The sequence below is a fragment of the Nocardia goodfellowii genome, from assembly GCF_017875645.1.
Classification (GTDB): Bacteria; Actinomycetota; Actinomycetes; order Mycobacteriales; family Mycobacteriaceae; genus Nocardia; species Nocardia goodfellowii.
Map to the genome: position 1 here is coordinate 3,524,790 of NZ_JAGGMR010000001.1, position 24,022 is coordinate 3,548,811.

At 66.9% G+C, this 24,022-nt stretch carries 25 protein-coding genes and 1 tRNA gene; 18 read left to right on the forward strand and 8 right to left on the reverse strand.

Features of this window, described 5'->3' with window-relative positions:
• The first annotated feature begins 4 nt into the window (after positions 1-4).
• Positions 5-1,276, forward strand: coding sequence for a phosphotransferase (locus BJ987_RS16065; protein ID WP_209898486.1), 1,272 nt, complete (start codon positions 5-7; stop codon positions 1,274-1,276).
• Between the two features lie 99 nt (positions 1,277-1,375).
• Here the strand turns inward: BJ987_RS16065 and BJ987_RS16070 are convergent, their stop codons facing one another.
• Positions 1,376-1,885, reverse strand: a complete 510-nt coding sequence (locus tag BJ987_RS16070; RefSeq protein ID WP_209890301.1) for a CGNR zinc finger domain-containing protein — start codon at positions 1,883-1,885, stop codon at positions 1,376-1,378.
• A gap of 153 nt (positions 1,886-2,038) precedes the next feature.
• Between BJ987_RS16070 and BJ987_RS16075 the strand changes: the two genes are divergently transcribed.
• The 6 genes from BJ987_RS16075 to recX all read left to right on the forward strand — a co-directional run bounded on the left by BJ987_RS16075 (position 2,039) and on the right by recX (position 6,473).
• Positions 2,039-2,500, forward strand: a complete 462-nt coding sequence (locus tag BJ987_RS16075; protein WP_209890303.1) for a VOC family protein — start codon at positions 2,039-2,041, stop codon at positions 2,498-2,500.
• Between the two features lie 44 nt (positions 2,501-2,544).
• Positions 2,545-2,823, forward strand: a complete 279-nt coding sequence (locus BJ987_RS16080; protein WP_209890305.1) for a hypothetical protein — start codon at positions 2,545-2,547, stop codon at positions 2,821-2,823.
• Between the two features lie 62 nt (positions 2,824-2,885).
• Positions 2,886-3,770: a pyridoxamine 5'-phosphate oxidase family protein gene (locus BJ987_RS16085; protein ID WP_209890307.1), complete on the forward strand. Its 885-nt coding sequence runs from the start codon at positions 2,886-2,888 to the stop codon at positions 3,768-3,770.
• A 49-nt stretch (positions 3,771-3,819) separates the two neighbouring features.
• A complete protein-coding gene (locus BJ987_RS16090; protein WP_209890309.1) occupies positions 3,820-4,272 on the forward strand; it encodes a nuclear transport factor 2 family protein in 453 nt (150 codons plus the stop codon).
• A gap of 181 nt (positions 4,273-4,453) precedes the next feature.
• The gene (recA, locus tag BJ987_RS16095) at positions 4,454-5,497 is read left to right on the forward strand and encodes a recombinase RecA (protein WP_209890311.1); all 1,044 of its coding nucleotides are present in this window, start codon (positions 4,454-4,456) and stop codon (positions 5,495-5,497) included.
• A 388-nt stretch (positions 5,498-5,885) separates the two neighbouring features.
• Positions 5,886-6,473: a recombination regulator RecX gene (gene recX / locus BJ987_RS16100; RefSeq protein ID WP_209890315.1), complete on the forward strand. Its 588-nt coding sequence runs from the start codon at positions 5,886-5,888 to the stop codon at positions 6,471-6,473.
• Between the two features lie 95 nt (positions 6,474-6,568).
• On the opposite strand, the gene BJ987_RS16105 is transcribed toward recX, so the two are convergent.
• Positions 6,569-7,297 (reverse strand): TetR/AcrR family transcriptional regulator, encoded by a 729-nt coding sequence (locus BJ987_RS16105; protein WP_209890318.1) that lies wholly within the window; start codon positions 7,295-7,297, stop codon positions 6,569-6,571.
• Between the two features lie 72 nt (positions 7,298-7,369).
• On the opposite strand from BJ987_RS16105, the gene BJ987_RS16110 reads away from it, so the two are divergent.
• From BJ987_RS16110 to BJ987_RS16120, 3 genes are all read left to right on the forward strand, one after another.
• Positions 7,370-8,848, forward strand: a complete 1,479-nt coding sequence (locus BJ987_RS16110) for an MFS transporter (RefSeq protein WP_209890321.1) — start codon at positions 7,370-7,372, stop codon at positions 8,846-8,848.
• 42 nt (positions 8,849-8,890) lie between these two features.
• On the forward strand, positions 8,891-9,883 hold the full coding sequence (locus tag BJ987_RS38010) for an isopenicillin N synthase family dioxygenase (protein ID WP_209890323.1): 993 nt from the start codon (positions 8,891-8,893) through the stop codon (positions 9,881-9,883).
• A gap of 202 nt (positions 9,884-10,085) precedes the next feature.
• On the forward strand, positions 10,086-11,276 hold the full coding sequence (locus BJ987_RS16120; protein ID WP_209890326.1) for a cytochrome P450 family protein: 1,191 nt from the start codon (positions 10,086-10,088) through the stop codon (positions 11,274-11,276).
• A 66-nt stretch (positions 11,277-11,342) separates the two neighbouring features.
• Here the strand turns inward: BJ987_RS16120 and BJ987_RS16125 are convergent, their stop codons facing one another.
• The 4 genes from BJ987_RS16125 to BJ987_RS16140 form a co-directional block, all read right to left on the reverse strand.
• On the reverse strand, positions 11,343-12,236 hold the full coding sequence (locus BJ987_RS16125) for an amino acid ABC transporter permease (RefSeq protein WP_209890329.1): 894 nt from the start codon (positions 12,234-12,236) through the stop codon (positions 11,343-11,345).
• On the reverse strand, positions 12,233-12,904 hold the full coding sequence (locus tag BJ987_RS16130) for an amino acid ABC transporter permease (RefSeq protein WP_209890332.1): 672 nt from the start codon (positions 12,902-12,904) through the stop codon (positions 12,233-12,235). Before BJ987_RS16130 ends, BJ987_RS16125 begins: the two co-directional genes overlap by 4 nt.
• Before the next feature lie 98 nt (positions 12,905-13,002).
• Complete coding sequence (locus BJ987_RS16135) at positions 13,003-13,836, reverse strand: glutamate ABC transporter substrate-binding protein (protein ID WP_209890334.1); 834 nt, start codon at positions 13,834-13,836, stop codon at positions 13,003-13,005.
• Between the two features lie 38 nt (positions 13,837-13,874).
• Positions 13,875-14,603: an amino acid ABC transporter ATP-binding protein gene (locus tag BJ987_RS16140; RefSeq protein ID WP_209898489.1), complete on the reverse strand. Its 729-nt coding sequence runs from the start codon at positions 14,601-14,603 to the stop codon at positions 13,875-13,877.
• Between the two features lie 318 nt (positions 14,604-14,921).
• Here BJ987_RS16140 and miaB point away from each other — a divergent pair, with 318 nt between their 5' ends.
• Entirely contained in the window at positions 14,922-16,436 is a 1,515-nt protein-coding gene (miaB, locus tag BJ987_RS16145; RefSeq protein WP_209898491.1) for a tRNA (N6-isopentenyl adenosine(37)-C2)-methylthiotransferase MiaB, read from the forward strand.
• 229 nt (positions 16,437-16,665) lie between these two features.
• Positions 16,666-17,244: an Rv2732c family membrane protein gene (locus tag BJ987_RS16150; RefSeq protein ID WP_209890337.1), complete on the forward strand. Its 579-nt coding sequence runs from the start codon at positions 16,666-16,668 to the stop codon at positions 17,242-17,244.
• Positions 17,245-17,246: 2 nt separating this feature from the next.
• On the opposite strand, the gene BJ987_RS16155 is transcribed toward BJ987_RS16150, so the two are convergent.
• Positions 17,247-17,807, reverse strand: a complete 561-nt coding sequence (locus tag BJ987_RS16155) for a VanZ family protein (protein ID WP_209890340.1) — start codon at positions 17,805-17,807, stop codon at positions 17,247-17,249.
• A 178-nt stretch (positions 17,808-17,985) separates the two neighbouring features.
• Between BJ987_RS16155 and BJ987_RS16160 the strand changes: the two genes are divergently transcribed.
• Positions 17,986-18,058 (forward strand) — tRNA-Ala (locus tag BJ987_RS16160).
• Positions 18,059-18,111: 53 nt separating this feature from the next.
• Here the strand turns inward: BJ987_RS16160 and BJ987_RS16165 are convergent.
• Positions 18,112-19,470 carry a DUF349 domain-containing protein gene (locus BJ987_RS16165; RefSeq protein WP_209890344.1) on the reverse strand — a complete coding sequence of 453 codons (1,359 nt, stop codon included), beginning with the start codon at positions 19,468-19,470 and terminating at the stop codon, positions 18,112-18,114.
• Positions 19,471-19,757: 287 nt separating this feature from the next.
• Between BJ987_RS16165 and BJ987_RS16170 the strand changes: the two genes are divergently transcribed.
• The 5 genes from BJ987_RS16170 to BJ987_RS16190 all read left to right on the forward strand — a co-directional run bounded on the left by BJ987_RS16170 (position 19,758) and on the right by BJ987_RS16190 (position 23,970).
• Complete coding sequence (locus BJ987_RS16170; protein WP_209890348.1) at positions 19,758-20,522, forward strand: class III extradiol dioxygenase subunit B-like domain-containing protein; 765 nt, start codon at positions 19,758-19,760, stop codon at positions 20,520-20,522.
• Positions 20,523-20,562: 40 nt separating this feature from the next.
• Positions 20,563-21,561 (forward strand): tRNA (adenosine(37)-N6)-dimethylallyltransferase MiaA, encoded by a 999-nt coding sequence (miaA, locus tag BJ987_RS16175; protein ID WP_372446866.1) that lies wholly within the window; start codon positions 20,563-20,565, stop codon positions 21,559-21,561.
• Positions 21,558-22,436, forward strand: coding sequence for a TrmH family RNA methyltransferase (locus BJ987_RS16180; protein ID WP_307869629.1), 879 nt, complete (start codon positions 21,558-21,560; stop codon positions 22,434-22,436). The genes miaA and BJ987_RS16180 overlap by 4 nt, the downstream gene beginning before the upstream one ends.
• Positions 22,437-22,465: 29 nt before the next feature.
• A complete protein-coding gene (gene dapF / locus BJ987_RS16185; RefSeq protein ID WP_209898497.1) occupies positions 22,466-23,347 on the forward strand; it encodes a diaminopimelate epimerase in 882 nt (293 codons plus the stop codon).
• 155 nt (positions 23,348-23,502) lie between these two features.
• Entirely contained in the window at positions 23,503-23,970 is a 468-nt protein-coding gene (locus tag BJ987_RS16190) for a hypothetical protein (RefSeq protein ID WP_209890353.1), read from the forward strand.
• Positions 23,971-24,022 lie beyond the last annotated feature (52 nt).

A 24,022-nucleotide genomic window follows, 5' to 3' on the forward strand; every position in this document is an offset into this window, starting at 1 on the left:
GACGATGTATCGGTTCGATGAGCGGCAGCGGATGATTCCGATCGATCCGGAGGGGCTGGCGGCGCGGGTTGCCGCGGCCGAGCCGAGCGATTTCGCCGGGTTCCGGCAGACCGGGATCGAGTTGATGCTGCTCGGGCGGTTCGAGGAGGCGCTGGACCACCTGGATCGGGCGCTGGAGTTGGTGGACGCCGACGCCGCCGACGGGTTGAGCTCGGGGCAGCAGCGCCGGATCTCCGTGTGGATCAATCTCGGCGATGTCTATCGGTACCAGGGCGATGTGGCCACCGCCGAGGAACTGTATCGCCGGGCGGTGGACGCGGCGCGGGAGTGCGCGCCCGGCTCCGAGTTGTTGTCGTTCGCGGTGCAGCACCTGGGCAAGGCACTGGCCGAGCAGGGGCGGCTGGACGAGGCCAGGATCTTGCTGACCGAGGCGCAGCATCTGCGCATTGTCGAGGGTGATCCCGAGTTGATCGAGTCGACGCGGGTCGCGTTGGAAACGCTGGAGCAGTTGCCGATTCCGTTGCCGCCCGCGGTGGTCGCGCTGGTCGGCTCCGCGCCCACGTTCTCCGATGAACACGAAGGGCAAAGCGGCGGAGTCGCTTTCGTCAACGGCAGTTATTGGATGAAACGCGGACCGAGTGCGGTCGCTGAGCACGCGCGGTTCCAATGGTTGCGCGACCGTGGGATTCGGCTCCCCGAGATCGTCGCCTTCGAGTCCGATGTGCTGGTGCTCGCCGATGCCGGCGTGCCCAGTCTCGCCGCCCGCGGTCATGACTATGACGAGGAGCCCTCCGGCGGGCAGTCCTCGGACGTCGCCGCGCCTTCGGTCGGCACGATAATGGGAACGCTGCTTCGCCGGTTGCACAGCATTCCGGTCGCCGAGTGCCCGTTCGACGGCAGGCTCGACGGCCTGCTGGCCCGTGCCCGCCGGAGAGTGGTCGAAGGCTTGGTCGACGCCGAGGACTTCGACGACGACAACCAGGGGCAGACAGCCGAGCAGGTCCTCGAGCGACTGAGCGATGAGCGGCCCGCGGAGACGGATCTCGTGGTCACCCATGGTGATTTCACCTCCGCGAATGTGCTGGAGGGCGAGATCCTGATCGATGTCGGCGCGCTCGGCGTCGCGGACCGCTACCGGGATCTGGCGCTGGCCGCGCGGGATCTGCGCGGCGAGCACAGCGAGGAAGAGGTGGCCGCGTTCTTCGCCGCCTACGGTGTGGACACTCCCGATCAGCGGCGGCTGGACTACTACCGGCTGCTCGACGAACTGTTCTAGCTCGTCCAGGCCGGTCTTCGCGCTCGCGGCGTGCTCGCAGCTGGTCCTCGGCCGTTGCCGCTGGTAGCCGGTGTGCCGCCGGGCGACGTCGAGTCTCGTTCAGGCCTGCTTGGCGTAGTGCCGTGCCGCCTTGGTGCGGTTGCCGCATGTCGCCATCGAGTGCCAGCGTCGCGTCCCGTTCTTGGACGTGTCGTAGAAGAACAGCACGCAGTCCGGGTGCGCACACTGCCGGATCCGGTCGGGTGCGCGCTCTAGTAGTTGGAGCAGGTTGTCCGCGGCAAGCCAGCCGGGTAGCCAGGCCGCGTCGGGGACATCGGGTAGCCCGGCGGGTCCGGATTCGGTGAGCAGACGGCGAATCCGTCCGTGCTCCAGGACTTCGTTGAGCGCCGTCCGGTCCGCGTGCCGGACCGTGTCGTAGATCGCCGAGCGAGCGGCGAGCACCGCCTCCAGCGTGCGTTCCTCGGCGGGCGCGGTGATCCCGGACGTGGCCAGCCAGATCCGCAGTCCGGCCACGTCGGTGAGCAGGTCCTGGGGTCCGTTATCCATCCACCGGGTGTTGAGCAGGTCCAGCGCGAGCGGTTCACCGAGGTGGGGGCGTGGATCGAGCATGCCTGAGATTAGCGATCTCCTTCGGGTCGACGCGACAGCCACCGCGTGCTAACTACTCAAATTGAGTTTACCGGTTGACGAGAGGACGGCTCTGCGGTTAGGTTCTAACCAGTCAATCAAGCAACAACGGTTACTCACTCTGGAGGATTCCGCATGACCACCGCGACCACCACCCCCCTCGTCACCGGGCACATCGGCCTCAACGTCTCCGACCTGGATCGCTCGGTCGAGTTCTACCGCCGGGTACTGGGTTTCGAGCAACTCGCGGCCAGCACCGACGGGGAGCAGCGCTGGGCCTTCCTCGGCGCCGACGGCAAACTGCTGGTGACGCTGTGGCAGCAGTCCGAGGGCGTCTTCTCCGCCGAAAGGCCTGGCCTGCACCACCTTTCGTTCCAGGTCGACACCATCGAGCAAGTCCGGGCCATCGAAGCGGGACTGCGTGAACTGAACGTCACGTTCGCGCACGACGGTGTGGTGGCGCACGGTGAGGGCGCGTCGTCCGGGGGCATCTTCTTCACCGATCCCGATGGGATCCGGCTGGAAATCTATGCTCCCGCCGGGGCCGAATCCGCTCCCGCGCCCCATGGCGCCGCGCCGACGTGCGGATTCTTCTGAACCCGTTCGAGTTTGCCGGGCGCTGAGGCGGGCAGATCTGCCTCATGAGCGCAGAGGAACAGCGGGTCCGGGAACAGCAGCGTGCACAGGATGCGCCGCAGGCGATTCCGGAGCCGGAAGTCGAGGACAAGCACAAGGAACAGGCCGAGGAAATGGCCGACACCTACCAGGACGACCGGCCGCACACCATCCTGCCGGGCACCGACGGGATGATCGCGGGCACCGCGGTCGCCGACTGGGTGGCGGACGAGGATCGCGGTCGACGCGACAATCAGCCTCCCGAAGGCTATGAGCGGGTTCGGGATCAGGAGCGCGGCGAGTAGGACAGCGCAGTCCGATTCTCCGCGCTGCCGACCCGAACCGGAAGCAGGACAGGAGAGTTGGGATGGCACCCTTCCACGCAGGCGAGCTCGCCGTGCAACAGCGGATGGGCCAGGCACACATCGCCGAACGTGTCGGGCGCATGATCCGGGCCGAGATCCCCGCGGTGGCAGCGGATTTCCTCGCCGAACAGCCGATGGTGGTCCTCGGCGCGGCGGATGCGGCGGGACGGCTGTGGGCAAGTCAGCTGGCCGGTCCGCCTGGGTTCGTGCGTGCCGTAGATCCCGAAACAGTCGCTGTCGCAGCCGAACCAACTCTCGGTGACCCGCTGCGCGAGGCACTGCGCCGCCCCGCCCGGATCGGCATGATCGCCCTGCAACCGCAGCGACGCAGGCGGATGCGGCTCAACGGTCGTGCCGAACCCGTCGCGGAGGGGCTGCGTATCACCACCAATCAGATCTATTCGAACTGCCCGAAGTACATCTCCCGCCGACAGCTCGAGTCCTACGTGCCGGAGCCGACGCCACCGCGGCACGGGATCGCACTCGACGCGGCGCAGCAGGCGGCCGTCACCGCTGCCGACACCTTCTTCATTGCCTCCGCCGATGCCGAGGGCAATGCCGACGCCTCGCATCGCGGCGGGAATCCCGGTTTCCTGCAAGTGCTTTCGCCGACCCGGCTGCGTTGGCCGGACTATCCGGGCAACTCCATGTTCATGACGCTGGGCAATCTGGCGGTCGACCCACGCTGTGGATTGCTGATCCCGGACTGGCGCACCGGCGGCACACTGCAACTGACCGGCACCGCCGAATTGAACTGGGAAACCGGCGCCTTCGCGGCCGGATCGCAGTGTGCGATCGACTTCACCATCACCGAAATCGTCGAGTCCCGGGGACCCCTGCGATGGGGTCCGGCGGAACTCTCGCCGGTCAATCCCGTCGTGGAATAGCGGCGGCCGCCCACTGTTCTATCCGAAACCCCCCAAGTAAGGAATTGTCATGCGACCACCCCTGCCTCCGTTCGACCTGGACTCCGCCATGGCCAAGGTCCGCGCTGCCGAGAACGCTTGGAACACCCGGGATCCCGAACGAGTCGCGGCCGCCTACACCGCTGATTCGGTGTGGCGCAATCGCGACGAGTTCTTCGTCGGCCGCGCCGCGATCGTCGACTTTCTCACCCGCAAATGGAAAACCGAGAACGGATACGCGCTGCGCAAGGATCTGTGGGCCTTCGAGGGCGACCGCATCGCCGTGCGCTTCCAATACGAATGGCACGACGAAACCGGCCAGTGGTGGCGCAGTTACGGCAATGAGCAGTGGGAGTTCACTCCGGAGGGCCTGATGTCGCGGCGCGAGGCCAGTATCAACGACGTCCGCATCGAGGAGGCCGACCGTCGCATCTTCGGCCCGCGCCCGGCCGAGGAGGACGACGCCCCGCTGCCGCAGCGGTAGCCCGCCGGGCTTTGCGTGGAGATTGCCGCGTGTCGGGAAGTCGCGGCGCGTGTCGCGGGGCGCGTCGCTTGACTCGAACAGGTGTTCGTCTAATCTGGTCGCCAGAACTTGTCGGTGCCGCCCTCTAATGTGGGCGCCAACCAAGTAACAGACTTAGCCCATTCGAAAAGGGGATCAAGACATGGCACCACAGGCATACGACCGCGACAAGGCACTCGATCTGGCGCTGGCGCAGGTGGAGAAGAGCTTCGGCAAGGGCGCGGTCATGCGGCTGGGCGAGGAAGCCCGCCAGCCGATCTCGGTGATCCCCACCGGTTCCATCGCGCTGGACGTGGCGCTGGGCATCGGCGGCCTGCCCCGTGGCCGGGTCGTGGAGATCTACGGCCCGGAATCCTCGGGTAAGACCACCGTCGCCCTGCACGCGGTGGCCAACGCCCAGGCCGCCGGCGGCGTCGCCGCGTTCATCGACGCCGAGCACGCGCTGGATCCCGACTACGCCCGCAAGCTCGGCGTCGACACCGACGCCCTGCTGGTCTCCCAGCCCGACACCGGTGAGCAGGCGCTCGAAATCGCCGACATGCTGATCCGTTCCGGCGCACTGGACATCATCGTGATCGACTCGGTGGCCGCGCTGGTGCCGCGTGCCGAAATCGAGGGTGAGATGGGTGACAGCCACGTCGGTCTGCAGGCTCGCCTGATGAGCCAGGCGCTGCGCAAGATGACCGGCGCCATGAACAACTCCGGCACCACCGCCATCTTCATCAACCAGCTGCGCGAGAAGATCGGCGTCATGTTCGGCTCGCCCGAGACCACCACCGGTGGTAAGGCGCTGAAGTTCTACGCCTCGGTCCGCCTGGATGTGCGCCGCATCGAGACCCTCAAGGACGGCACCGACGCGGTCGGCAACCGCACCCGCGTCAAGGTCGTGAAGAACAAGGTCTCGCCCCCGTTCAAGCAGGCCGAGTTCGATATCCTCTACGGCCACGGCATCTCCCGTGAGGGTTCGCTCATCGACATGGGCGTCGAGCACGGCTTCGTTCGCAAGTCCGGCTCCTGGTACACCTACGAGGGCGACCAGCTCGGTCAGGGCAAGGAGAACGCCCGCAAGTTCCTGCTGGAGAACGTCGATATCTGCAACGAGATCGAGAAGAAGATCAAGGAGAAGCTCGGCATCGGCGCCGACCTGACAGCCGAGCCCGCGGCCGAAGTTCCCGCGGACTTCTGAGCTGTTGAGCGAGCCGAGTATGGGGCGAGCAGCATCGGACCCGATGTCGCCGAAGGCGGCGTCGGGCGCGAAGCGCAGCCGGCCGGCCGATCCCGTCGCGGAGATCAGGCATCGGCTGGCCACACTCGGCGTTGATATCGAACCCTTGTCCGGCACAAGGGATCCCAAGCCAGTCCGGTCGGGCGCAGGTGGTAGCGCCGAGCCGGACTCCGCGGGGACCCGGTCGAGCGATCCCGATCCGCAGCGGGCGCGCTCGACCGGGTTCACGCCCCCGGCCCGGCAGTCCGGCGGGCGAAGGCGCCGCTCTTCGGATTCCCTCTTCGGAGACGGCGAATCCGCCGGCGCCCGGCGTCCTCGCCGGAACCGGGGACCTCACAGCGCGGATCCGGTGGCGGCCGGATCCGAGGGGAACGGCCCCGAACCGGGCACCGATTCCGGTCGGCCCCGCAAGGACCGCACCCCGCAGGGCGGGACGGTCGAGCAGGCAAAGGAGGCGTGTCTTCGCCTGCTCGCCGTCCGCGCTCGCAGCCGCGCCGAACTCGCCCAGCGCCTGGCCGCCAAGGGTTACACCCCGGAAATTACCGAGCAGGCCCTCAGTCGCCTCACCGATGTCGGCCTCGTCGACGATGCCGCTTTCGCCGAGGAGTGGGTCCACGCCCGCCACACTTTCAGCGGCAAAGGCAAACAGGCCCTGGCCCAAGAACTGCGCCGCAAGGGTGTCTCCCGGGCCGACTCCGCCCCCGCGCTGGAAGCCATCACCTCCGACGACGAAACCTCCCGCGCCATCGACCTGGTCCGCCGCAAGCTCCGCAGCATGCCGGCCACCTTGGATCGGGAGAAAACCATCCGCCGCCTGGTAGGCATGCTCGCTCGCCGCGGCTACTCCCAATCCATCGCCTTCACCGTCGTCAAAGCCGAACTGGCCGAGCGTGACAACCCCGACTCCGACCCTGAGGACTGGGCGTCGGCCGACTGATTTCGAGGGAAGTACTGGGGGTTCGGCTTCCGGTGCAGGCCCGGTATTTCACCTCCGGCAGCCGTCGCGCTGCTGACGAATTGGTCTCGGGCCGCTCAGGATTCGCCGCGCTCTATCTGGGCCTGGATGCCGTCGAGTAAGTAGTCCAAACTTCGGGTGAACGCGCCATCCCAGTCCTCGTCGAGCATGTAGCCGTGCGCGGCGAGCGTGGGGTAGCGGTCGCTGTGCGTGGTGAGGTGCTGGTGCGCCTGTGCCTGTTCCTCGGCGGGCATGAGCCACCCGGCACGCGTCACCGACGCGCCCATGACAAGGTTGTACAACCCCCAGGTCGCCGCGGCCAGACGGGAATCGGTCAGTCCGGCGCGAAGCAGTGCGGATTGCAGAAACTCCATGTGCGCCAGGATGTTCGGGCCGATCATGGGGCGCCCCACCAGGGTTGCCGACCATCGGTGCCGCAACATCACCGTGCGCCATCCAGTGAGCATGGCGGTGATTTCGCGACGCCAATCGCCGGTGTCCTCGGGGCGAGCAATTTCCCCGTAGATGGCGTCGAGGCATAGATCGAGAACATCGTCTTTGGTGTCGACATGCCAGTAAAGAGTTGTCGAGCCGTGTCCTAGGCGTTCGGCAAGCCGGCGCATGGTCAGTCGTTCGATGCCTTCGCTGTCGAGCAGTGCGAGCGCTTCCTCGACGATCCGGGTCCGGTTGAGCGTCGGTTCGTCTCGTGGAGTGCGGGCGGGCTTGAGCCAGACATTGCGGCCCCCCGTTTTCGGGCCCGACTTCCCCTGGGTTGTGATCTGTGTCTCAGTTCGACCCGCTTTCATGCCGTCATCCTAGTACGTTGATCAGGTACTAGACCAACGTTCTAGAGATAGATCAACGTTCGAGAGGCGGCTATGAAATCCAGAGCAGAACCCGGCGATCGAGGACGGGTCGGTCGCCGCGGGTGGTCGCTGGCGGTGATCGCGACAGCGCAACTGATGGTGGTGCTGGACGCGACGATCGTGAATATCGCGCTGCCGTCGGTGCAGGCCGAACTGGGTTTGTCCGACGCGAACCGGCAGTGGGTAATTACCGCGTACGTGCTGGCATTCGGTGGTCTCCTGCTCTTCGGTGGACGCATCAGCGGATCGATCGGGCACCGGCGCGCTTTCGTCATCGGGTTGATTGGGTTCGCGGTCGCCTCGGTAGTCGGTGGGGCCGCCGGTGGTGCGGTGCTGTTGTTCGCCGCCCGGGCCGGACAGGGCGCCTTCGCCGCGTTGCTCGCGCCCGCGGCCTTGTCGTTACTGACCACGACATTCGTCGAGACACGCGAACGAGCCAGGGCTTTCGGGGTTTTCGCGGCCGTCGGCGCCGGCGGATCCGCGGTGGGCATGGTCGCCGGAGGGCTACTCAGTGAGCATGCCGACTGGCGCTGGTGTTTGTACGTGAATGTGCCGATCGCGGCGGTGGCCCTGGCCGGATCCATTGCACTGCCCGGCGATGCTCCACGATCGGGGGTGGGGAGTCTCGATGTACCGGGAGTGCTCGCGAGCGCCGCGGGCCTGGTGGCACTGGTGTACGCGTGCACGCTGGCCGAGGGCCGTGGTTGGGGCGACCGGGTTGTTCTGGGGCTATTGGTCGGTGGCGTGGCGCTGCTGGCGTTGTTCGCACTGATCGAGTCACGTACGAGGCACCCGCTGCTGCCGCTGACTGTCGTCGCGCACCGCGTCCGGGGCGGCACGCTGATAACGATCGGGCTTACCCAGGTCGCCCTGTTCGGCTTCTACCTCTTCATGACCTATTACATGCAGGGAATATTGCGGTATTCGCGGGTGCGGGCGGGTGTCGTATTCCTGCTCACCGCAGCAGGTATCGCTGTCGGCGCGACGGTTGTCGCGGGACCGCTGTTGTCCAGGATCTCAGCGCGAGCGCTGCTCGTCTCGGGGTTGCTGGTCACCGCGGCTGGAATGTCGATTCTGACTCTACTGTCCGCTGACGCCGACCATGTCTTCCTGCTGTTCCTGTTGCCCGCGCAACTGCTGATCGGGCTCGGTCTCGGCTGTGTCATGACTCCGGCGACAAGCCTGGCCACCGCGCAGATCTCCGCCGCGGCGACGGGTGTGGCCGCCGCGGCTTTCAATGCCGTGCAACAGCTCGGTGGAGCGCTCGGTACGGCGCTGCTCAACACCGTCGCCGCCACGGGCGCGGCGGCGGCGCTGGTGCGAGATGGCGGCTCGCTGCATGCCGCGACGGTGCGTGGTTTTTCGGTAGCGCTGACCGTAGCCGTCGGTGTTCTGCTCGTCGCCGCGCTGATCGGCTGGCTGGCCATCGATGAAGAGAAGACCGAGCCCGCAACTGAACTCGAGGAAAGCGAGGTCCGGACCCCGGTCTGAACGCACCGGTACGCCAATCCCCAGTTCCAGAAGGAGAAATCAGTGAATACCGATATCGATAGCCCCGCGCCGATCACCATCGTCGACGGCTATGTGCCGGTCATCGACCTGTCCTCGATGCACACCGTCAGCGGCCACGCGGCGATTGCTCAGGCCATCGGCACGGCGTGTGCGACCTCCGGGTTCTTCGTCATCGTCGGACATGACGTCAAGCGCGAGCTCATCGACCGCATGTACGCGACGACGCTGGAGTTCTTCCAATTGCCCCGCGCGGAGAAGGACTCCGTCCTGGCGACAGCCGAAACCGGCGGACTGCGATATCAGGCGGGCAGCGCCGCCAAGAGCATCGGCCGAGACGCCCCCACCGACCTGTGCGAGATCTTCAGCTGCAATGTTCTCGGCGACCGCCGCCCCGAATACCGGGAACAGTTCGGCGACGAGCCGCTGCCGTGGACCAGATCCAATCGCTGGCCACGCACTCCCACCGATTTTCGCCAGACCTGGCTCGACTACACCGATGCGATGGAGCGGTTGGCCGCGAACCTGATGGAACTGTTCGCCGTGGCTCTCGGCCTGGACCACGAGTTCTTCGCGGACAAGATCGATCAGCACATCTCGACCATCGTCGCGAACTATTACTACCCGCAGACCGTCGCCCCGTTGCCCGGTCAGCTGCGCAAAGGAGAGCACACCGATTGGGGCAGCCTCACCATCCTCTATCAGGACGATATCGGCGGCCTGCAAGTCCGCCACGGCGACCGCTGGCGCGAGGTACCGTTCGTTCCGGGCAGTTTCGTGATCAATATCGGTGACATGATGGCGTTCTGGACCGGCGGTCGGTGGGTTTCCACGATGCATCGTGTCGGTAATCCCGCGCATGGCGATTCCCCTGCGCGGGTCTCGATTCCGTTCTTCCATCTGCCCAATTTCGATGCGCGCATCGAGCCGCTGTCGGCGCTTCGATCGGCCGCGGGACCGGCCACCACAACACCCGGGCAGTGGTACCGGGAGAAAATGGCTGCGATCTACTCCTGATTCGACGTGGCCGGGTCGTCCTCCGCTCGCTCGCCGCGGTCGCCGGCCCGGCACACTGCCCTTCCTTCCAGCTGCGAAAACGGCGGCGGGCCAAGGGCTTCGGTAGCGTGGCGGCTGTCAGCGCCTGAGCGTCTGGGCAGGCGGAGCGGGTGTGGGTAGCGAGGTCAGCGTGGGCGAAATCGGGATCGATGAACCTATCAAAATGGTGGGGGGCGATTTTTACGCCGATCCGCACCAATATTACGAGCGGTGGCGTGCGTACGGGCCGGTGCATCGGGTGCAGTTCACGCACGGCGTGGCCTGCTGGGTGATCATCGGCTATGCCGAAGGGCGCTCGGCGCTGGCCGATCCGCGGCTGCGCAAGAACGCCTCGGAGATGTATGAGCTGTTCCGGCGGAAGAACGCGGAGATCCTGACCGACGAGAGTGCCGAGGCGCTGGGTTCGCACATGCTCAACAGCGATCCGCCCGACCATACGCGCTTGCGAAAGCTGGTCACCAAGGCGTTCACGCCCCGGCGGGTGGCGGCGTTGCGGCCGCGGATCGAGGAGATCACGGCCGCGCTGCTCGACGAGATGGCCGGGCGCGACGAGGTCGATCTGCTGCAGGCGTTCGCGAATCCGTTGCCGGTCACCGTGATCTGCGAACTGCTGGGCGTACCGTTCGCCGATCGGGCCAACTTCCAAGCCTGGACCAGAGTGCTGGTCGGTGTGGGCAACAAAAAGGAAGAGCCCGCCGCGGCGACGCTCGCGATGACCGAATATCTGCGAAAGTTGATCGCCGCCAAGCGTTCACAACCGGAGGCGGACCTGCTGTCCAGCCTGGCGCAACCCGCCGAGGACGGTGAGCGGCTCGACGAACAGGAACTGATAGCGATGTCGTTCCTGTTGCTGGTCGCCGGGCACGAAACCACGGTGAACCTGATCGCCAACGGGACCTACGCGTTGCTGCGCGACCGTGACCAGTGGGATGCCCTGCGCGCCGACCCGTCGGGCATCCCGGCCGCGGTGGAGGAGTTCCTGCGCTACGAAGGACCGGTCGGCTGGTCCACCGTTCGCTACACCTCGGAACCGATGCGCATCGGCGGCATCACCATCCCGGCGGATGAACTGGTGTACGTCGCGCTGTCCGCCGTCAATCGAGATCCGGCCCGCTTCGAAGATCCCGGCCATCTCGACGTCACCGCCAATTCCTCCGGGCACCTGGCCTTCGGACACGGCATCCACTTCTGTATCGGCGCGCCGCTGGCTCGCATGGAAGCCGAAATCGCCTTCTCGGCGCTGCTGCGCCATTTCCCGGACTTGGATTTCGCCGATCGCGCGTTCACCCCGGAATGGCAGCACAGCATCCTGTTTCGTGGTCTGGGTGAGCTACCGGTCCGTCCTGGCGGCTGAAACCAACCGAAAAGGCGGCAGCCCCCGCCGGATTCGTCCGGCGAGGGCTGCTGCGCGTATTCCGGACTACTTGTTGGTGATGTCCACGCCGGGCGCGGCATCGGTGAGGATGGAGTCCGCGGCCAGCACCGCGCGCCCCTTCTTCGTCCGCGTCCGCAACCGTTGCTCCAGCTTCGTCGCCAGCATCGTGAGCGTGCTGTTGAAGAAGATCATGATCAGGCCCACCACCAGCAGCGCCGGAATGGTGTTCTGCAGCGCGGCGCCCATCTGGAAGCCCGAGCGCACCAATTCGGTGTAGAGGATGAGGTAGCCCAGCGCCGTATCCTTCAGCGCCACCACCATTTGCGATACCAGCGCGGGCAGCATGGCGGTGATCGCCTGGGGGAGCAGCACCAGTCGCATGAGCTGGTTCTTGCGCATACCCAGCGCGACCGCGGCCTCGCTTTGACCCTTGGGCAGCGACCGGATGCCCGCGCGCACGATCTCGGCGATGACCGACCCGTTGTAGATGGTCAGCGCCGCCACCACGGCCGCCAGCGTCCGCTGGTCGGAGTCGAAGACCTTGTACTCGGCGAAGATCGCGTAGAGGAAGATCATCAGGATGAGCACCGGGATGGCACGCGCGACCTCGACCAGCGTGCCCGCGAAGCCGCGCATCAGCCGATGATCCGAGAGCCGCAGAATGCCGAAGACCATGCCGACGAGGAGCGCGAGCACGATCGCCAGCGCCGCGGCCGTCAGCGTGCCGCGCACACCGGGCAGCAGATAGGTCTCCCAGATCTCGGCGTCGGTGAACGGCTTCCACTTGTCGGAGGTGAACTGGCCCTTGTCCTGGAACTGCAGGAACAGCCACACCGCGCCCGCGAGCACGGCCACGATCACCACGATCGAGTAGACGAGATAGCGGACCCGCGCCTTCGGACCCGGCGCGTCGAACAGAACGGAAGCGCGTTTGGTCATCGGGCCACCTCGAATCGCTTGGCGAGCCAGCCGAACAGCAGGCCCATCGGCAGGGTCAGCAGCACGAAGCCGAACGCGAAGATCGCGCCGATGGCCAGCAGCGCGGCCTCGTTCTCCAGCATCTCCGACATGAGCAGCGCGGCCTCGGACACGCCGATCACCGCGGCGACGGTGGAGTTCTTCGTCAAGGCGATGAGCACGCTGCCCAGCGGTGCGATGACGGAGCGGAAGGCCTGCGGCAGCACGATGAATCGCAGATTCTGGCTGAAGGTCAAGCCGAGCGAGCGGCCGGCTTCCGACTGGCCCAGCGCCACGGTGTTGATGCCCGAGCGCAGCGATTCGCAGACGAACGCGGCGGTGTAGACCGACAGGCCGATGATGGCCCAGCGGTAGTTGGTGTCGGTGAGCTGGTCACTGCCGAGCGTCCAGCCGAGCGTCGAGTACAGGCCCAGCGAGCAGAAGACGATGATCAGCGTCAGCGGCGTATTGCGGAAGACGGTGACGTACGCGGTGCCGACCGCGCGCGCGATCGGAACGGGGGACACGCGCATGGCGGCGATGACGGTGCCCAGGATGAGTGCACCGACCGCGGAGAAGGCGGTCAGTTTGATGGTCACCCAGAAGGCTTCCAGGATCTTGGTGTCATACCGCGAGATCAGGTCGAACACGTGGGCGCGGCCCTCCGATCGGATGTGGATTTGCTAATCGGTTGGAACTGAGTGCGGGTGGTTCGAGGATCGCCCGAACCACCCGCGGAGGGGGAACCTCAGTAACGGTTCACCGTCGGCTTCTGGGTGGCCTGGAAGCCCGAGGCGCCCACGGTGGCGGCGATGGCCTTCTCCCACGAGCCGTCGGCGATCATCGCCTCGATCGCGTCGTTGATCTTGTCGCGGAGCTCCTTGTCGCCCTTCTTCACACCGATGCCGTAGTTCTCGGTGGTGAAGCTCTTACCGACGACCTTGAGCTTGCCGGGGGACTGCGCGGCGAAACCGGCGAGGATGATGTCGTCGGTGGTCAGCGCGTCGACCGAGCCGTTGAGCAGCGCCTCGACACACAGCGAGTAGGTGTCGAACTCCTGCAGCTGAACGTCCTTGGCGTACTTCTCCTTGACGTTCTGCGCCGGGGTGGAACCCTTCACCGAGCACAGCTTCTTGTTGCCGTTCAGCGATTCCGGACCGGTGATGTCGGTGTTCTCCGACTTCACCAGCAGCGACTGGCCGGCGACGTAGTACGGGCCCGCGAAGTCCACCTTCTCCTTGCGCTTGTCGGTGATGGAGTAGGTGGCGACGATGTAGTCGACCTGGCCGTTCTCCAGCAGCGACTCACGCTGCGGGGTGGGCGATTCCTTGAAGGTGATGTTCTCCGGCTTCACACCGAGCTTGTCGGCGACGTACTTGGCGACCTCGACGTCGAAGCCGCTGAACGAGCCGTCCTTGTTGCGCAGGCCCAGACCCGGCTGGTCGTACTTGATGCCGACGGTCAGCTTTCCGTCCTTGACGTTGTCCAGAGCTGACTTCTCGTCGCCGCCGCCACAGGCGGAGGCAGCCAGTGCCAGGGCGAGCGCCCCGACACCGAAGCGAAGTGCACGGGTGATCCTCATCGGGTTCCTAACTACTCTTCTCGGGTTTTCGAAGACGTTCAGTGGCTCAAGATCTTGCCGAGGAAATCCTTGGCGCGCTCGGATTTCGGGGCAGTGAAGAAGACATCGGGCGTGGCGTCCTCGACGACCTCGCCGTCGGCCATGAACAGCACCCGGTTGCCGGCCCGGCGCGCGAAGCCCATTTCGTGGGTGACGACCAGCATGGTCATCCCCTCCTTGGCCAGCGACACCATGACGTCGAGCACCTCGTTGACCATTTCCGGGTCCAGGGCCGAGGTCGGCTCATCGAACAGCATCACCTTCGGATTCATCGCCAGGGCGCGGGCGATCGCCACCCGCTGCTGCTGGCCGCCCGACAGCTGCGCCGGGTATTTGTCGGCCTGATTGGCGATGCCCACCCGCTCCAGCAGCTCCATGGCGCGGGTGCGGGCGTCTTCCTTCTTGATCTTGCGCACCTTCATCGGCGCGAGCATCACGTTCTCGAGGATGGTCTTGTGCGCGAAGAGGTTGAACGACTGGAACACCATGCCCACGTCGGCGCGCAGCGCGGCCAGTGCCTTGCCCTCGGCGGGCAGCGGCACGCCGTCGATGGCGATATCACCCGAGTCGATGGGCTCGAGCCGGTTGATGGTGCGGCACAGCGTCGACTTACCCGAACCCGACGGGCCGAGCACGATCACGACCTGCCCCTTGGGCACTTCGAGGTTGATATCGCGCAGCACATGCAGGTCGCCGAAGTGCTTGTCCACCTTTTTCATCGAGATCATCGGCGGACCGCTGGCGGCGGGCCCCGGATCTGTGGTCGGGGCGTCCTTGGTCAGCGTCGGCGGCGCGGAGGTGGTAGCGCCTTCGTCCCCGGTTGAAGCGTTCCCGGTTGTGTCGGGCGCGGCAGCGGCGTCGGTCATGGTCCAAGACCTTAAGGGGAAAACGTGCATTCGCCCCGATTTTGAGAACACGCCGCGCCGACACGCCGATGTGTCACATAGATGTAACAGTTCCATGTGATCAACCGCAGGGGGTGACGCGCGGAAAGCCCAGTTTGCCTACCCCCGTACCCTGGATGGGTGGATTGGAACGGACAGGTAGTGGTAGACGCACGCAGTTACGAGGTCCGCACCTTCGGTTGCCAGATGAACGTGCACGATTCCGAGCGCTTGTCCGGCCTGCTCGAAGACGCGGGATATGTGAAGGCCGCGCCCGGCGCGACGGCCGACCTCGTCGTCTTCAACACCTGCGCGGTCCGGGAGAACGCCGACAACAAGCTGTACGGCACCCTGGGCCACCTCGCGCCGATCAAGGCCGGTCGGCCGGGCATGCAGATCGCCGTCGGCGGCTGCCTCGCGCAGAAGGATCGTGACGTCGTCGTCCGCAAGGCGCCGTGGGTGGATGTGGTGTTCGGCACGCACAACATCGGTTCGCTGCCGGTGCTGCTGGAACGCGCCCGCCACAATGCCGAAGCCCAGGTCGAGATCCTCGAATCGCTGGAAGCCTTTCCCTCCACGCTGCCCGCCAAGCGCGAGTCCGCCTACGCGGGCTGGGTGTCGATCTCGGTGGGCTGCAACAACACCTGCACGTTCTGCATCGTGCCCGCGCTGCGCGGCAAGGAAGTCGACCGGCGTCCCGGTGACGTGCTCGCCGAGGTGCGGGCGCTCGTCGACCAGGGCGTGCTCGAGGTGACGCTGCTCGGCCAGAACGTGAACTCCTACGGCGTGAACTTCGTCGACGAATCCGAGCCGCGCGACCGGTCCGCCTTCGCGAAACTGCTGCGCGCCTGCGGCGCCATCGAGGGGCTCGAACGCGTCCGGTTCACCTCGCCGCATCCGGCCGAATTCACCGACGACGTCATCGAAGCCATGGCCGAGACGCCGAATATCTGCCCGCAGCTGCACATGCCGTTGCAGTCCGGTTCCGATCGGGTGCTCAAGGCGATGCGCCGGTCCTACCGCAAGTCGCGCTATCTCGGGATCATCGAGAAGGTGCGGGCGGCCATGCCGCACGCCGCGATCACCACCGACATCATCGTCGGTTTCCCCGGCGAAACCGAGGAGGATTTCCAGGAAACCCTGGACGTGGTCCGCCAGGCGCGCTTCACCAGTGCCTTCACCTTCCAGTACTCGATCCGTCCCGGCACGCCCGCCGCGGACATGGCCGACCAGGTGCCGAAAGCCGTTGTGCAGGAACGCTATGACCGGTTGATCGCGCTGCAGGAGGAAGTCTGCCTGGAAGCGAACCGCGAACTGATCGGCACCGAGGTGGAACTGCTCGTCGCCGAGGGCGCGGGCAAGAAGAACGCCGCCACCGCCCGGATGAGCGGCCGTGCCCGCGACGGCCGGCTGGTGCACTTCCGGCCGGGCGGCACGGACGAGACGATCCGTCCCGGCGACATCGTCGTCGTGGACGTCACCGAGGCGGCCCCGCACTTCTTGATCGCCGACGCGCCGATCAAGTCGCACCGCCGCACCCGCGCCGGTGACGCGCACGAGCGCGGTATCACGCCGAAGACGGAACCGATCGGCGTCGGGCTGGGGCTGCCGCGGATCGGCGCTCCGGTCCTCGAACCGGTCGCCGCGGCCGGGTGCGCTACGGGGTGCGCCAACTGACACTCCCGCCGTACCGGTCCGGAAACCTCGGTGTTCGATCGGCGGGGTGTGGTACTACCGGGACAACGCAGGAGGTGGCATGGACGGCGGCAACGCGGGCTCGGCGCATGGCGAACCGGATGATCGAGACGACGCTACTACCGGACGTAGTGGGCCGACTGATCCGGCGGCGAGCGGGGATGGCACAGTAGACACGCCAGGCGCCGCCGATTCAGCCGAAGGAGACTCTGTGAACTCGGTCGAGAGCAGCAAGGACTTCGAGCAGTTCCGCGCGGAACTCGACGCCGTCGAGCGACGCATCGCGGGGGAGATCGACCCGGGGATGCGCGCGATGGTGGTGGCCGGTGCGGTATTCGCGCTGCTGCTGTCATTGGTGCTGCCGCATGCCGGCGCCGCGCGCGGCTTCGACGTGCTGCTCGGCACCGACGTCACCCGGCTCGAGCACATCGGACTGCCCTCGCGCATCTTCGTCTGGTTCGCGGTCGTCTTCGGCGTCGGCTTCTCGCTGCTCGCGTTGATGACCCGTCGCTGGGTGCTGGCCTGGATCGCTGTCGCCGGCTCCGCCATCGGCTGCGCGTTCGGCGTCTTCTCCATCTGGCACCGGCAGACGCCCGGCGTCGGCAATATCTATGGCTCCGGCCCCGGCATCGGATTGATCCTCGGCACCCTCGCCATCATGGTGCTCACCTTCCACTGGGTCCGGGTCGTCTGGAGCCGTACCACCTTGCAATTGGCCGCGGAAGAACAGCGCCGCATCGCCGCCGCCGAGGCGGAGGAGCGCGATCGTCGCCGTCTCACCGGCGAATGACCTCAGTTCATTCTGGCGAGGATTCGGGCGCTGTAGGAGCGCTGCCGTTCGCTGTGCCACCGGCAGAGATATGCGCCGATGCCCGCTCCGGCCGCGTTCATGAGCACGTCGTCGACCGACGTGTAGCGGCCCAGATCCAGCACATACTGGGCGATCTCCAGCACCGTCGACAAGACCGCGCCGATCAGCGTCATCCGCAGGACGCCCGTCAGCTGCGGAAACCGCAGCGGCAGTAGGAAACCCAGCGGGATGAACAGCACCAGGTTCGCGGTCACCTGAACCACAGTGTTGGTCGACGCCTCGGTGAGCGTCTCGAACAGATCGACCAACGGAACCAAGATCACCTGCCCCGCACCTCCCGTGGGCGTCAGGATCATCCATACCCATGGCAGCGTCCCGCCGACCACCCCGGCCTCGGCCGCCGTATGCCGAAACGCCCGAACCGGCTCCTGCCCGCACCGCACCCGCAGCCGAAACCCCAACCCCGCCCCGGCAATCAGCACCGGCACCGCCAACGCCCACACGATCAGCACATCGCCCCATGACTCCCACACCTGCCGCACCATGCTGACGCTATCGCCGGATCACCACCCCTATTGCCGCCGCGACAAGACCCGCCCCAACCCTCCACACCCTCCGCACATGCGTGCGCCGATCGACCATTCATGCGAATCGGATCCGTACGTGCGCCGAAAAACGGCTCGCGCCAACGCCATCGGCTCGCATACGGTTGGCCGCGGCCATGGAGTAACTCAGTCGGTAGAGTTCCCTCACTGCATGGGGGGAGTCGCGGGTTCGATTCCCGCCTCCATGGCCGCCTGCGTCTTTCGAAGGGGTTCACCAGCCGGGCTTGACCCGGCCGCGCCGTCAGAGGTTGCTGACGGCGCCTTCCGCGGCTTCGGCCCACTCGCGCCACTGCTGGGCTTGGGCGAGGGCTTTTTCCGCGTCGCGAGTGTTGCCCGCGGCCTGGGCTTTCGCGGCTTGTTCTTCGAATTGGGCGACGCGCTCGCGGAATTGGGCGGCGCGGGCCACGGCTTCGGGGTCGCTGCGGCGCCATTGGGCGTCGGCGGCTTCGCGGACTCGCTTTTCGATGGTGCGGAGTTTGCCTTCGAGTTCCTGGATGCGTTCGCGCGGGACCTTGCCGATGGCGTCCCACTTGTCCTGGAGTTCACGCAGGGCGGCACGGGCGGCGTCCAGTCCAGTGGCCGGGTCGATGTGCTCGTAGGCGCGCAGCAACTCCTCCTTGGCGGTGGCGTTGTGCTCGAACTCGGCATCGCGTTCGGTGACGGCCGCGTTGCGGGCGGCGAAGAAGACATCCTGGGCGCTCTTGAACCGCCGCCACAGTGCCTCGTCGGCTTCGCGGGGTGCGCGGCCGGCGGCCTTCCATTCGGTCAGCAGATCGCGGAAGACGGCGGCGGTGCCGGCCCAATCGGTGGAGCCGGACAATTCCTCGGCCCGCACACACAGCTCTTCCTTGCGGGTCTTCGCGGCCGCGCGTTCCCGATCGAGTTCGGCGAAATGCGCGCCGCGCCGCCGGTTGAACGCTTCGCGGGCCTTCGAGTACCGCTTCCACAGCGCGTCGTCGACTTTGCGATCCACCCCGCGGATCGACTTCCACTCGTCGAGGATCTCGCGCAGCCGATCACCGGCCGCCTTCCACTGGGTGGATTCGGCGGCGATCTTCTCGGCCTCCAAGCACAGCGCTTCCTTGCGCTCGGTGTGCTCGTGCTTGGCGCGTTCCTTCTCCTCTTTGGCCTGCGCGGCCGCTTCCTCGGAATGCTCGGCGATTGCCCGCAGGCGCCGGGCGAGACTTTCGATATCGCCGATCACAGCGGCGGTGGGCAAGGATTCGGCCAGTGCGACGGCGGCGGCTTTGGTCTTGCGGGCATCCGCGCCCGCGGCCAGGCGCGCTTCGAGCAATGCCACCTCGGTGGCCAGATCATCGAAGCGGCGGCCGAAATGCGCCAGCCCCTCGGCGGCGTCACCGGCCTGCCAGGAACCGATGACCCGTTCGCCCTCAGCGGTTTTCACCCAGGCGGTGCCGTCTTCGTCGACTCGCCCCCAGGCGCTGGGATCGGAGACGGCGGGCACGACGACGGGATGCGGATGCGGCTGGGACGGGCCCGGAACAGGCTTCATCGCATGGGGCTTGGGATGGGGGGTGGGTCCGGGCTTCGGGGCACCGGAGTCCTGCGTGTCCTTCGCGGTCCCGTTGCTGTCGCTCATTGCTCTCCGTCCTTGCCGCGCGTCACGGCTGCCTGGTTACGCCCTAGCTCATTCCATTGAACCCGGTCCGAGCTCTTCGAGACCATCGATCCACGCTCTCCCCCGGTGGATTCCGGCGGATGTCAACCCATGATGACCTGGGTTGTAGCACCTCGACAGTATCAATCCCCGGCTCGGATCGGCGCAGAGACACTCGAGCCGGCGGCGCGCCGGGGCCGTCGTGTTCCCCGCGTCGCCGCGCACGGTGGTGCGTGAGCCGGTAGACGGCAACGACTACCGTTTACGAAGTGTTCTCCCTAGCGGCCCTGGTCCCGTCGCCGCCGATCCTGGTCCCCGAGCTCGGCGGCGCTGTCGCGCGCACCGCGGCGGACCCGGTGGCGCCGTTGCGTGCGGCGGCGTTGGAGGCGGTGCGGGCGCTGGACGCGGCGGGGGAGTGGGTCGTGGTCGGGATCGGCGACTCCACGCGGCGGACCCTGGAGCCGGATCATGGCACCGGAACCTTCCGCGGCTTCGGTGCCGACGTCCGGGTGGCACTGTCCGGACCCGCTCTGCGGGGAGCGGGCGACCAGGACGCTACCGCGCCGTGGCCGCTGTCCGCTTTGATCGCTGGGTGGCTGCGCGGGCAGGCCGCACCCGATACGCGCGTGTCGGTGTACTTCGCCGACGCCGACGAGCCCAGCGCGGAGTGCGTGCGCCTCGGGACAGCGCTGCGCGCGAGCTTCGGTGCCAGCCGGACGGCCGTCGGCGCGTTGGTGATCGCGGATGGTTCGTGCAAGCTGACCACCACATCGCCCGGCTACCTGCATCCCCGGGCCGCCGGCGTGCAGGCGGAGCTCGATCGAGCCCTGGCCACCGGGGACGTGGCCGGCGTGCTCGCGCTGGACCCGGAACTCTGCGCGGAGGTCGGCATCTCCGGCCGCGCCGCCTACCAGGTGCTGGCGGGCTTGTTCGCCGAGGACTGTATCGCGCCGAAGGCTGAAACCCTATATCAGGGCGCTCCTTTCGGCGTCGGCTACCACGTCGGTCTGTGGCGACCGGGTGGCTCCGCATGACCCGGTCCGTCGCGCCACACCACGACGTAGCGGGTGGTGGGTGGTGACGAAGAAGATCACACCGATCGCCGTGGTCGGGCCCACCGCCACCGGTAAATCCGATCTGGGCCTGGAGCTCGCGCAGCGGCTCGGCGGGGAGATCGTCAATATCGACGCGATGCAGCTCTATCGCGGCATGGACATCGGCACCGCGAAACTGCCTGTCGCGCAACGGCGCGGGATTCCGCACCACCAACTGGACGTGCTGGAGGTCACCGAGTACGCCACGGTCGCCGCGTACCAGTCCGCCGCCATCGCGGACGTCGAGGCGATCATGGCGCGCGGCCATGTGCCGGTGATCGTCGGCGGTTCGATGATGTATGTGCAAGCCTTACTGGACAATTGGGAGTTCCCGGCGACCGACCCGGCGGTCCGCGCGCGCTGGGAGGAGTTCCTGGCCGACCATGGCGTCGCCGCGTTGCACAAGGAATTGAAGCGGGCCGATCCCGCGGCGGCCTCGACGATCCTGCCGACCGACGGCCGCCGCATGGTGCGTGCGCTCGAGGTCGTCGAACTCACCGGCCGGCCCTTCGCGGCCTCCGCACCCACCATCGGCGAACCTCGTTGGGGCACAACCATTATCGGCGTCGACCGGGACACGGCCGAACTCGACGCCCGGATCGAGCTGCGTACCGCGCTGATGTTCGAGACGGGTCTCGTCGACGAGGTCCGCGGCCTGATCGGTCAGGGCTTGCGCGACGGTGTCACCGCCCGCCGTGCCATCGGCTACGCACAGGTCCTGGCCTACCTGGATGGCGAGTACGACCTGGCTCAGGCCCGGGAGCGCACCCTGATCGGCACTCGGCGCTATGTTCGGCGGCAACGGTCCTGGTTCCGCCGGGACCCGCGTGTGCGCTGGGTGGACGGCGCCGATCCGGATATCGTCGCGACCGCCCTCGCGGAATTACCCAGCGCCCCAGCAACTCTCACCTCCGGACCCGGCGCACCCGAACCGCGCATCGCCGACCGGTTCGACTCGACGAAACGGACAACGCAGTGAACCAGAACTCTCGGCACCGGCCGGGCCGCACCGAGGACGGCGGCGCTCGCCGGGTGAGCACCCGCAATGCCTCGGTCCAGGTCTGGCAGGCATATCTGACCAACCGCGCCACCCGCAACCGTGACTCCCGGTTCCTGATCCAGGGCGTGCGCCCGATCACACAGGCGATCGCCAACGATTGGCCGCTGGAGACACTGCTCTACCGCCTCGGCGCGCCCGACTTGTCCAGCTGGGCAAGAGAATTGCTGGACACCACCGACGTGCCGTGCATCGGACTGGTCCCGGAGTTGATGGCCGAGCTCGGCGAGAAGTCCACCGGCATACCGGAAGTGGTGGCCGTCGCGGAGTCCCGGCAGGACAGCCTGGACACCTTCGAGCCGGGAGAGCCGGGAGATTTCCCGATCATCGTGGTCTTCGACCGCCCCAACTCGCCCGGCAACCTCGGCACCCTGATCCGCTCGGCCGACGCGTTCGGCGCCAGTGGCGTCATCGTCACCGGTCACGGCGCCGACCAGTACGATCCGCAGGCAGTGCGCGCCTCCACCGGTTCGCTGTTCGCGATGCCGGTGCTCCGTGCCTCGGGCGCGGCCCAGGTGGTCGCCTTCCGGGATCGGCAGATCCAGCGCGGCATCCCCACTCGCATCGTCGGCACCGACGAACACGGCACGCACGCGATCTTCGACCAGGATTTCACCGAGGCCACCATCCTGGTAGTCGGCAACGAAACCAGTGGAATGAGCCAGGCATGGCTGTCGGCCTGCGACGATCTGGTATCCATCCCGATGGGCGGCACGGCCAGTTCGCTGGGCGCGCCCTCGGCGGGCGCGGTCGCCCTGTACGAAATTTCCCGGCAGCGCCGGACGTTTGCCCGATGAGAAGCGAGGAGACGAGCAACGTGACCGACATCGAGTTCACCAAGGGGCACGGCACCCAGAACGATTTCGTGGTGCTGCCGGACCTCGATGTCCGTCTCGAGCTCTCCGTCGACCGGGTGTCCGCCCTCTGCGACCGGCAGCGCGGCATCGGCGCCGACGGTGTGCTGCGGGTGGCGCGCGCCGGCGCCCTGCTCGACGCGGGCGTGCTCACCGAGATTCCCGCCGGTATCGCCGCCGACGATTGGTTCATGGACTACCGCAACGCGGACGGTTCGATCGCCGAAATGTGCGGCAACGGTGTCCGCGTATTCGCGCACTACCTCGCGGCCAAAGGTTTGGAGACCCGAGACCGTTACGTGGTGGGCAGCCGCGGTGGACCCCGCCCGGTCACCGTGCACACGGCCGACGCGGTCAATGGCGAGGTCACCGTCGCCATGGGCCATGTCCGGGAACTCGGTCCATCGACCGCCACCATCGCGGGCGGCGCGTACCCGGGTATCGGTATCGATGTCGGCAATCCCCACCTGGCCTGCGTCGACCCCGGCCTCACCGCCGAATCGCTGAGCAAACTCGATCTGTCGGCCTCACCGGGCTTCGACCCCGAACTCTTCCCCCGTGGCGTCAACGTGGAAATCCTCACCCCCTTGGACTCCGGCGGCGCGGTGGACATGCGCGTCTACGAGCGCGGTGTCGGCGAGACCCGTTCCTGCGGAACCGGAACCGTCGCGACGGCCGCCGCCGCGCTGGCGCACCAGGGCTTCGACATTCAGCAGGACACCGGTCAGGTGATCGTCCGGATCCCCGGCGGTCAGGTCACCGTCACCCTCACCGCCGGTGCGGCGACCCTGCGCGGCCCCTCGGTCCTGGTCGCGAGCGGTCGGCTGGCCGAACAGTGGTGGCAGACCGCCTGATCTTCGTTTCGCGCCGTGCGATTCTGTTGAACTCGTACTCGGAGGGGTGCGGGGGTTAACGGATCGGGTGTGCTGAACGACGAACGGAGTGGGGCGGCAGTAGATGCCGGGGCTCGAACCGTACGTGCACCACACCATCTGGGAAGGAACACGCTATGTCCAGCCGATCCGCATTTATCGCTTGTTCTGTCGCCGCACTCGCCACCGGTCTCTGTGCCACCGCGGCACCGGCCGCCGCCGACGGGGATCTCGACAACTATGTCCCCGTCAACCCCGCCGACTATCTGGTCGCGGACCCTGCCTACAAGGGCACCGTGTTCTTCACCACCCCGGACGGCCGGCACTGCGCCATCTATTGGAACAACGGCTACACCGGCTGCGACGCCGTCTCCCTCGACGCCCCCGCCGGCACGAACCAGCTGCGCGTAGCTCGGTGGGAAGCCGCCAATTTCCTGAACTCGCCCGAGCAAACGTTCACGCACCCCGAGGCCAAGGTGCTGCCCGAGGGACACAAGATCACCCATGATCAGACCACCTGCGGCATCGGTTACCAGGGCACCGTGAACTGCGAAGTCGTCGATCACGGCTTCGTGCTGTCCGCTGTCTACAGCGTCTTGCACTGATCCACATCGCACCGAGCCCGCGACGGCGAAAATGAGTCGCGGGGCGGTGGCG

What these genes read in the sequence shown, in the direction of transcription:
- BJ987_RS16105 (WP_209890318.1), bottom strand. Translation starts at nt 7,297, where the DNA reads ATGAAAGCGGGTCGAACTGAGACACAGATCACAACCCAGGGGAAGTCG.
- BJ987_RS16065 (WP_209898486.1), top strand. Translation starts at nt 5, where the DNA reads ATGTATCGGTTCGATGAGCGGCAGCGGATGATTCCGATCGATCCGGAG.
- BJ987_RS16190 (WP_209890353.1), top strand. Translation starts at nt 23,503, where the DNA reads ATGTCCAGCCGATCCGCATTTATCGCTTGTTCTGTCGCCGCACTCGCC.
- BJ987_RS16125 (WP_209890329.1), bottom strand. Translation starts at nt 12,236, where the DNA reads ATGACCAAACGCGCTTCCGTTCTGTTCGACGCGCCGGGTCCGAAGGCG.
- BJ987_RS16120 (WP_209890326.1), top strand. Translation starts at nt 10,086, where the DNA reads ATGGTGGGGGGCGATTTTTACGCCGATCCGCACCAATATTACGAGCGG.
- BJ987_RS16085 (WP_209890307.1), top strand. Translation starts at nt 2,886, where the DNA reads ATGGCACCCTTCCACGCAGGCGAGCTCGCCGTGCAACAGCGGATGGGC.
- BJ987_RS16075 (WP_209890303.1), top strand. Translation starts at nt 2,039, where the DNA reads ATGACCACCGCGACCACCACCCCCCTCGTCACCGGGCACATCGGCCTC.
- BJ987_RS16110 (WP_209890321.1), top strand. Translation starts at nt 7,370, where the DNA reads ATGAAATCCAGAGCAGAACCCGGCGATCGAGGACGGGTCGGTCGCCGC.
- BJ987_RS16070 (WP_209890301.1), bottom strand. Translation starts at nt 1,885, where the DNA reads ATGCTCGATCCACGCCCCCACCTCGGTGAACCGCTCGCGCTGGACCTG.
- BJ987_RS16165 (WP_209890344.1), bottom strand. Translation starts at nt 19,470, where the DNA reads ATGAGCGACAGCAACGGGACCGCGAAGGACACGCAGGACTCCGGTGCC.
- BJ987_RS16135 (WP_209890334.1), bottom strand. Translation starts at nt 13,836, where the DNA reads ATGAGGATCACCCGTGCACTTCGCTTCGGTGTCGGGGCGCTCGCCCTG.
- BJ987_RS16090 (WP_209890309.1), top strand. Translation starts at nt 3,820, where the DNA reads ATGCGACCACCCCTGCCTCCGTTCGACCTGGACTCCGCCATGGCCAAG.
- BJ987_RS16140 (WP_209898489.1), bottom strand. Translation starts at nt 14,603, where the DNA reads ATGATCTCGATGAAAAAGGTGGACAAGCACTTCGGCGACCTGCATGTG.
- recA (WP_209890311.1), top strand. Translation starts at nt 4,454, where the DNA reads ATGGCACCACAGGCATACGACCGCGACAAGGCACTCGATCTGGCGCTG.
- BJ987_RS16080 (WP_209890305.1), top strand. Translation starts at nt 2,545, where the DNA reads ATGAGCGCAGAGGAACAGCGGGTCCGGGAACAGCAGCGTGCACAGGAT.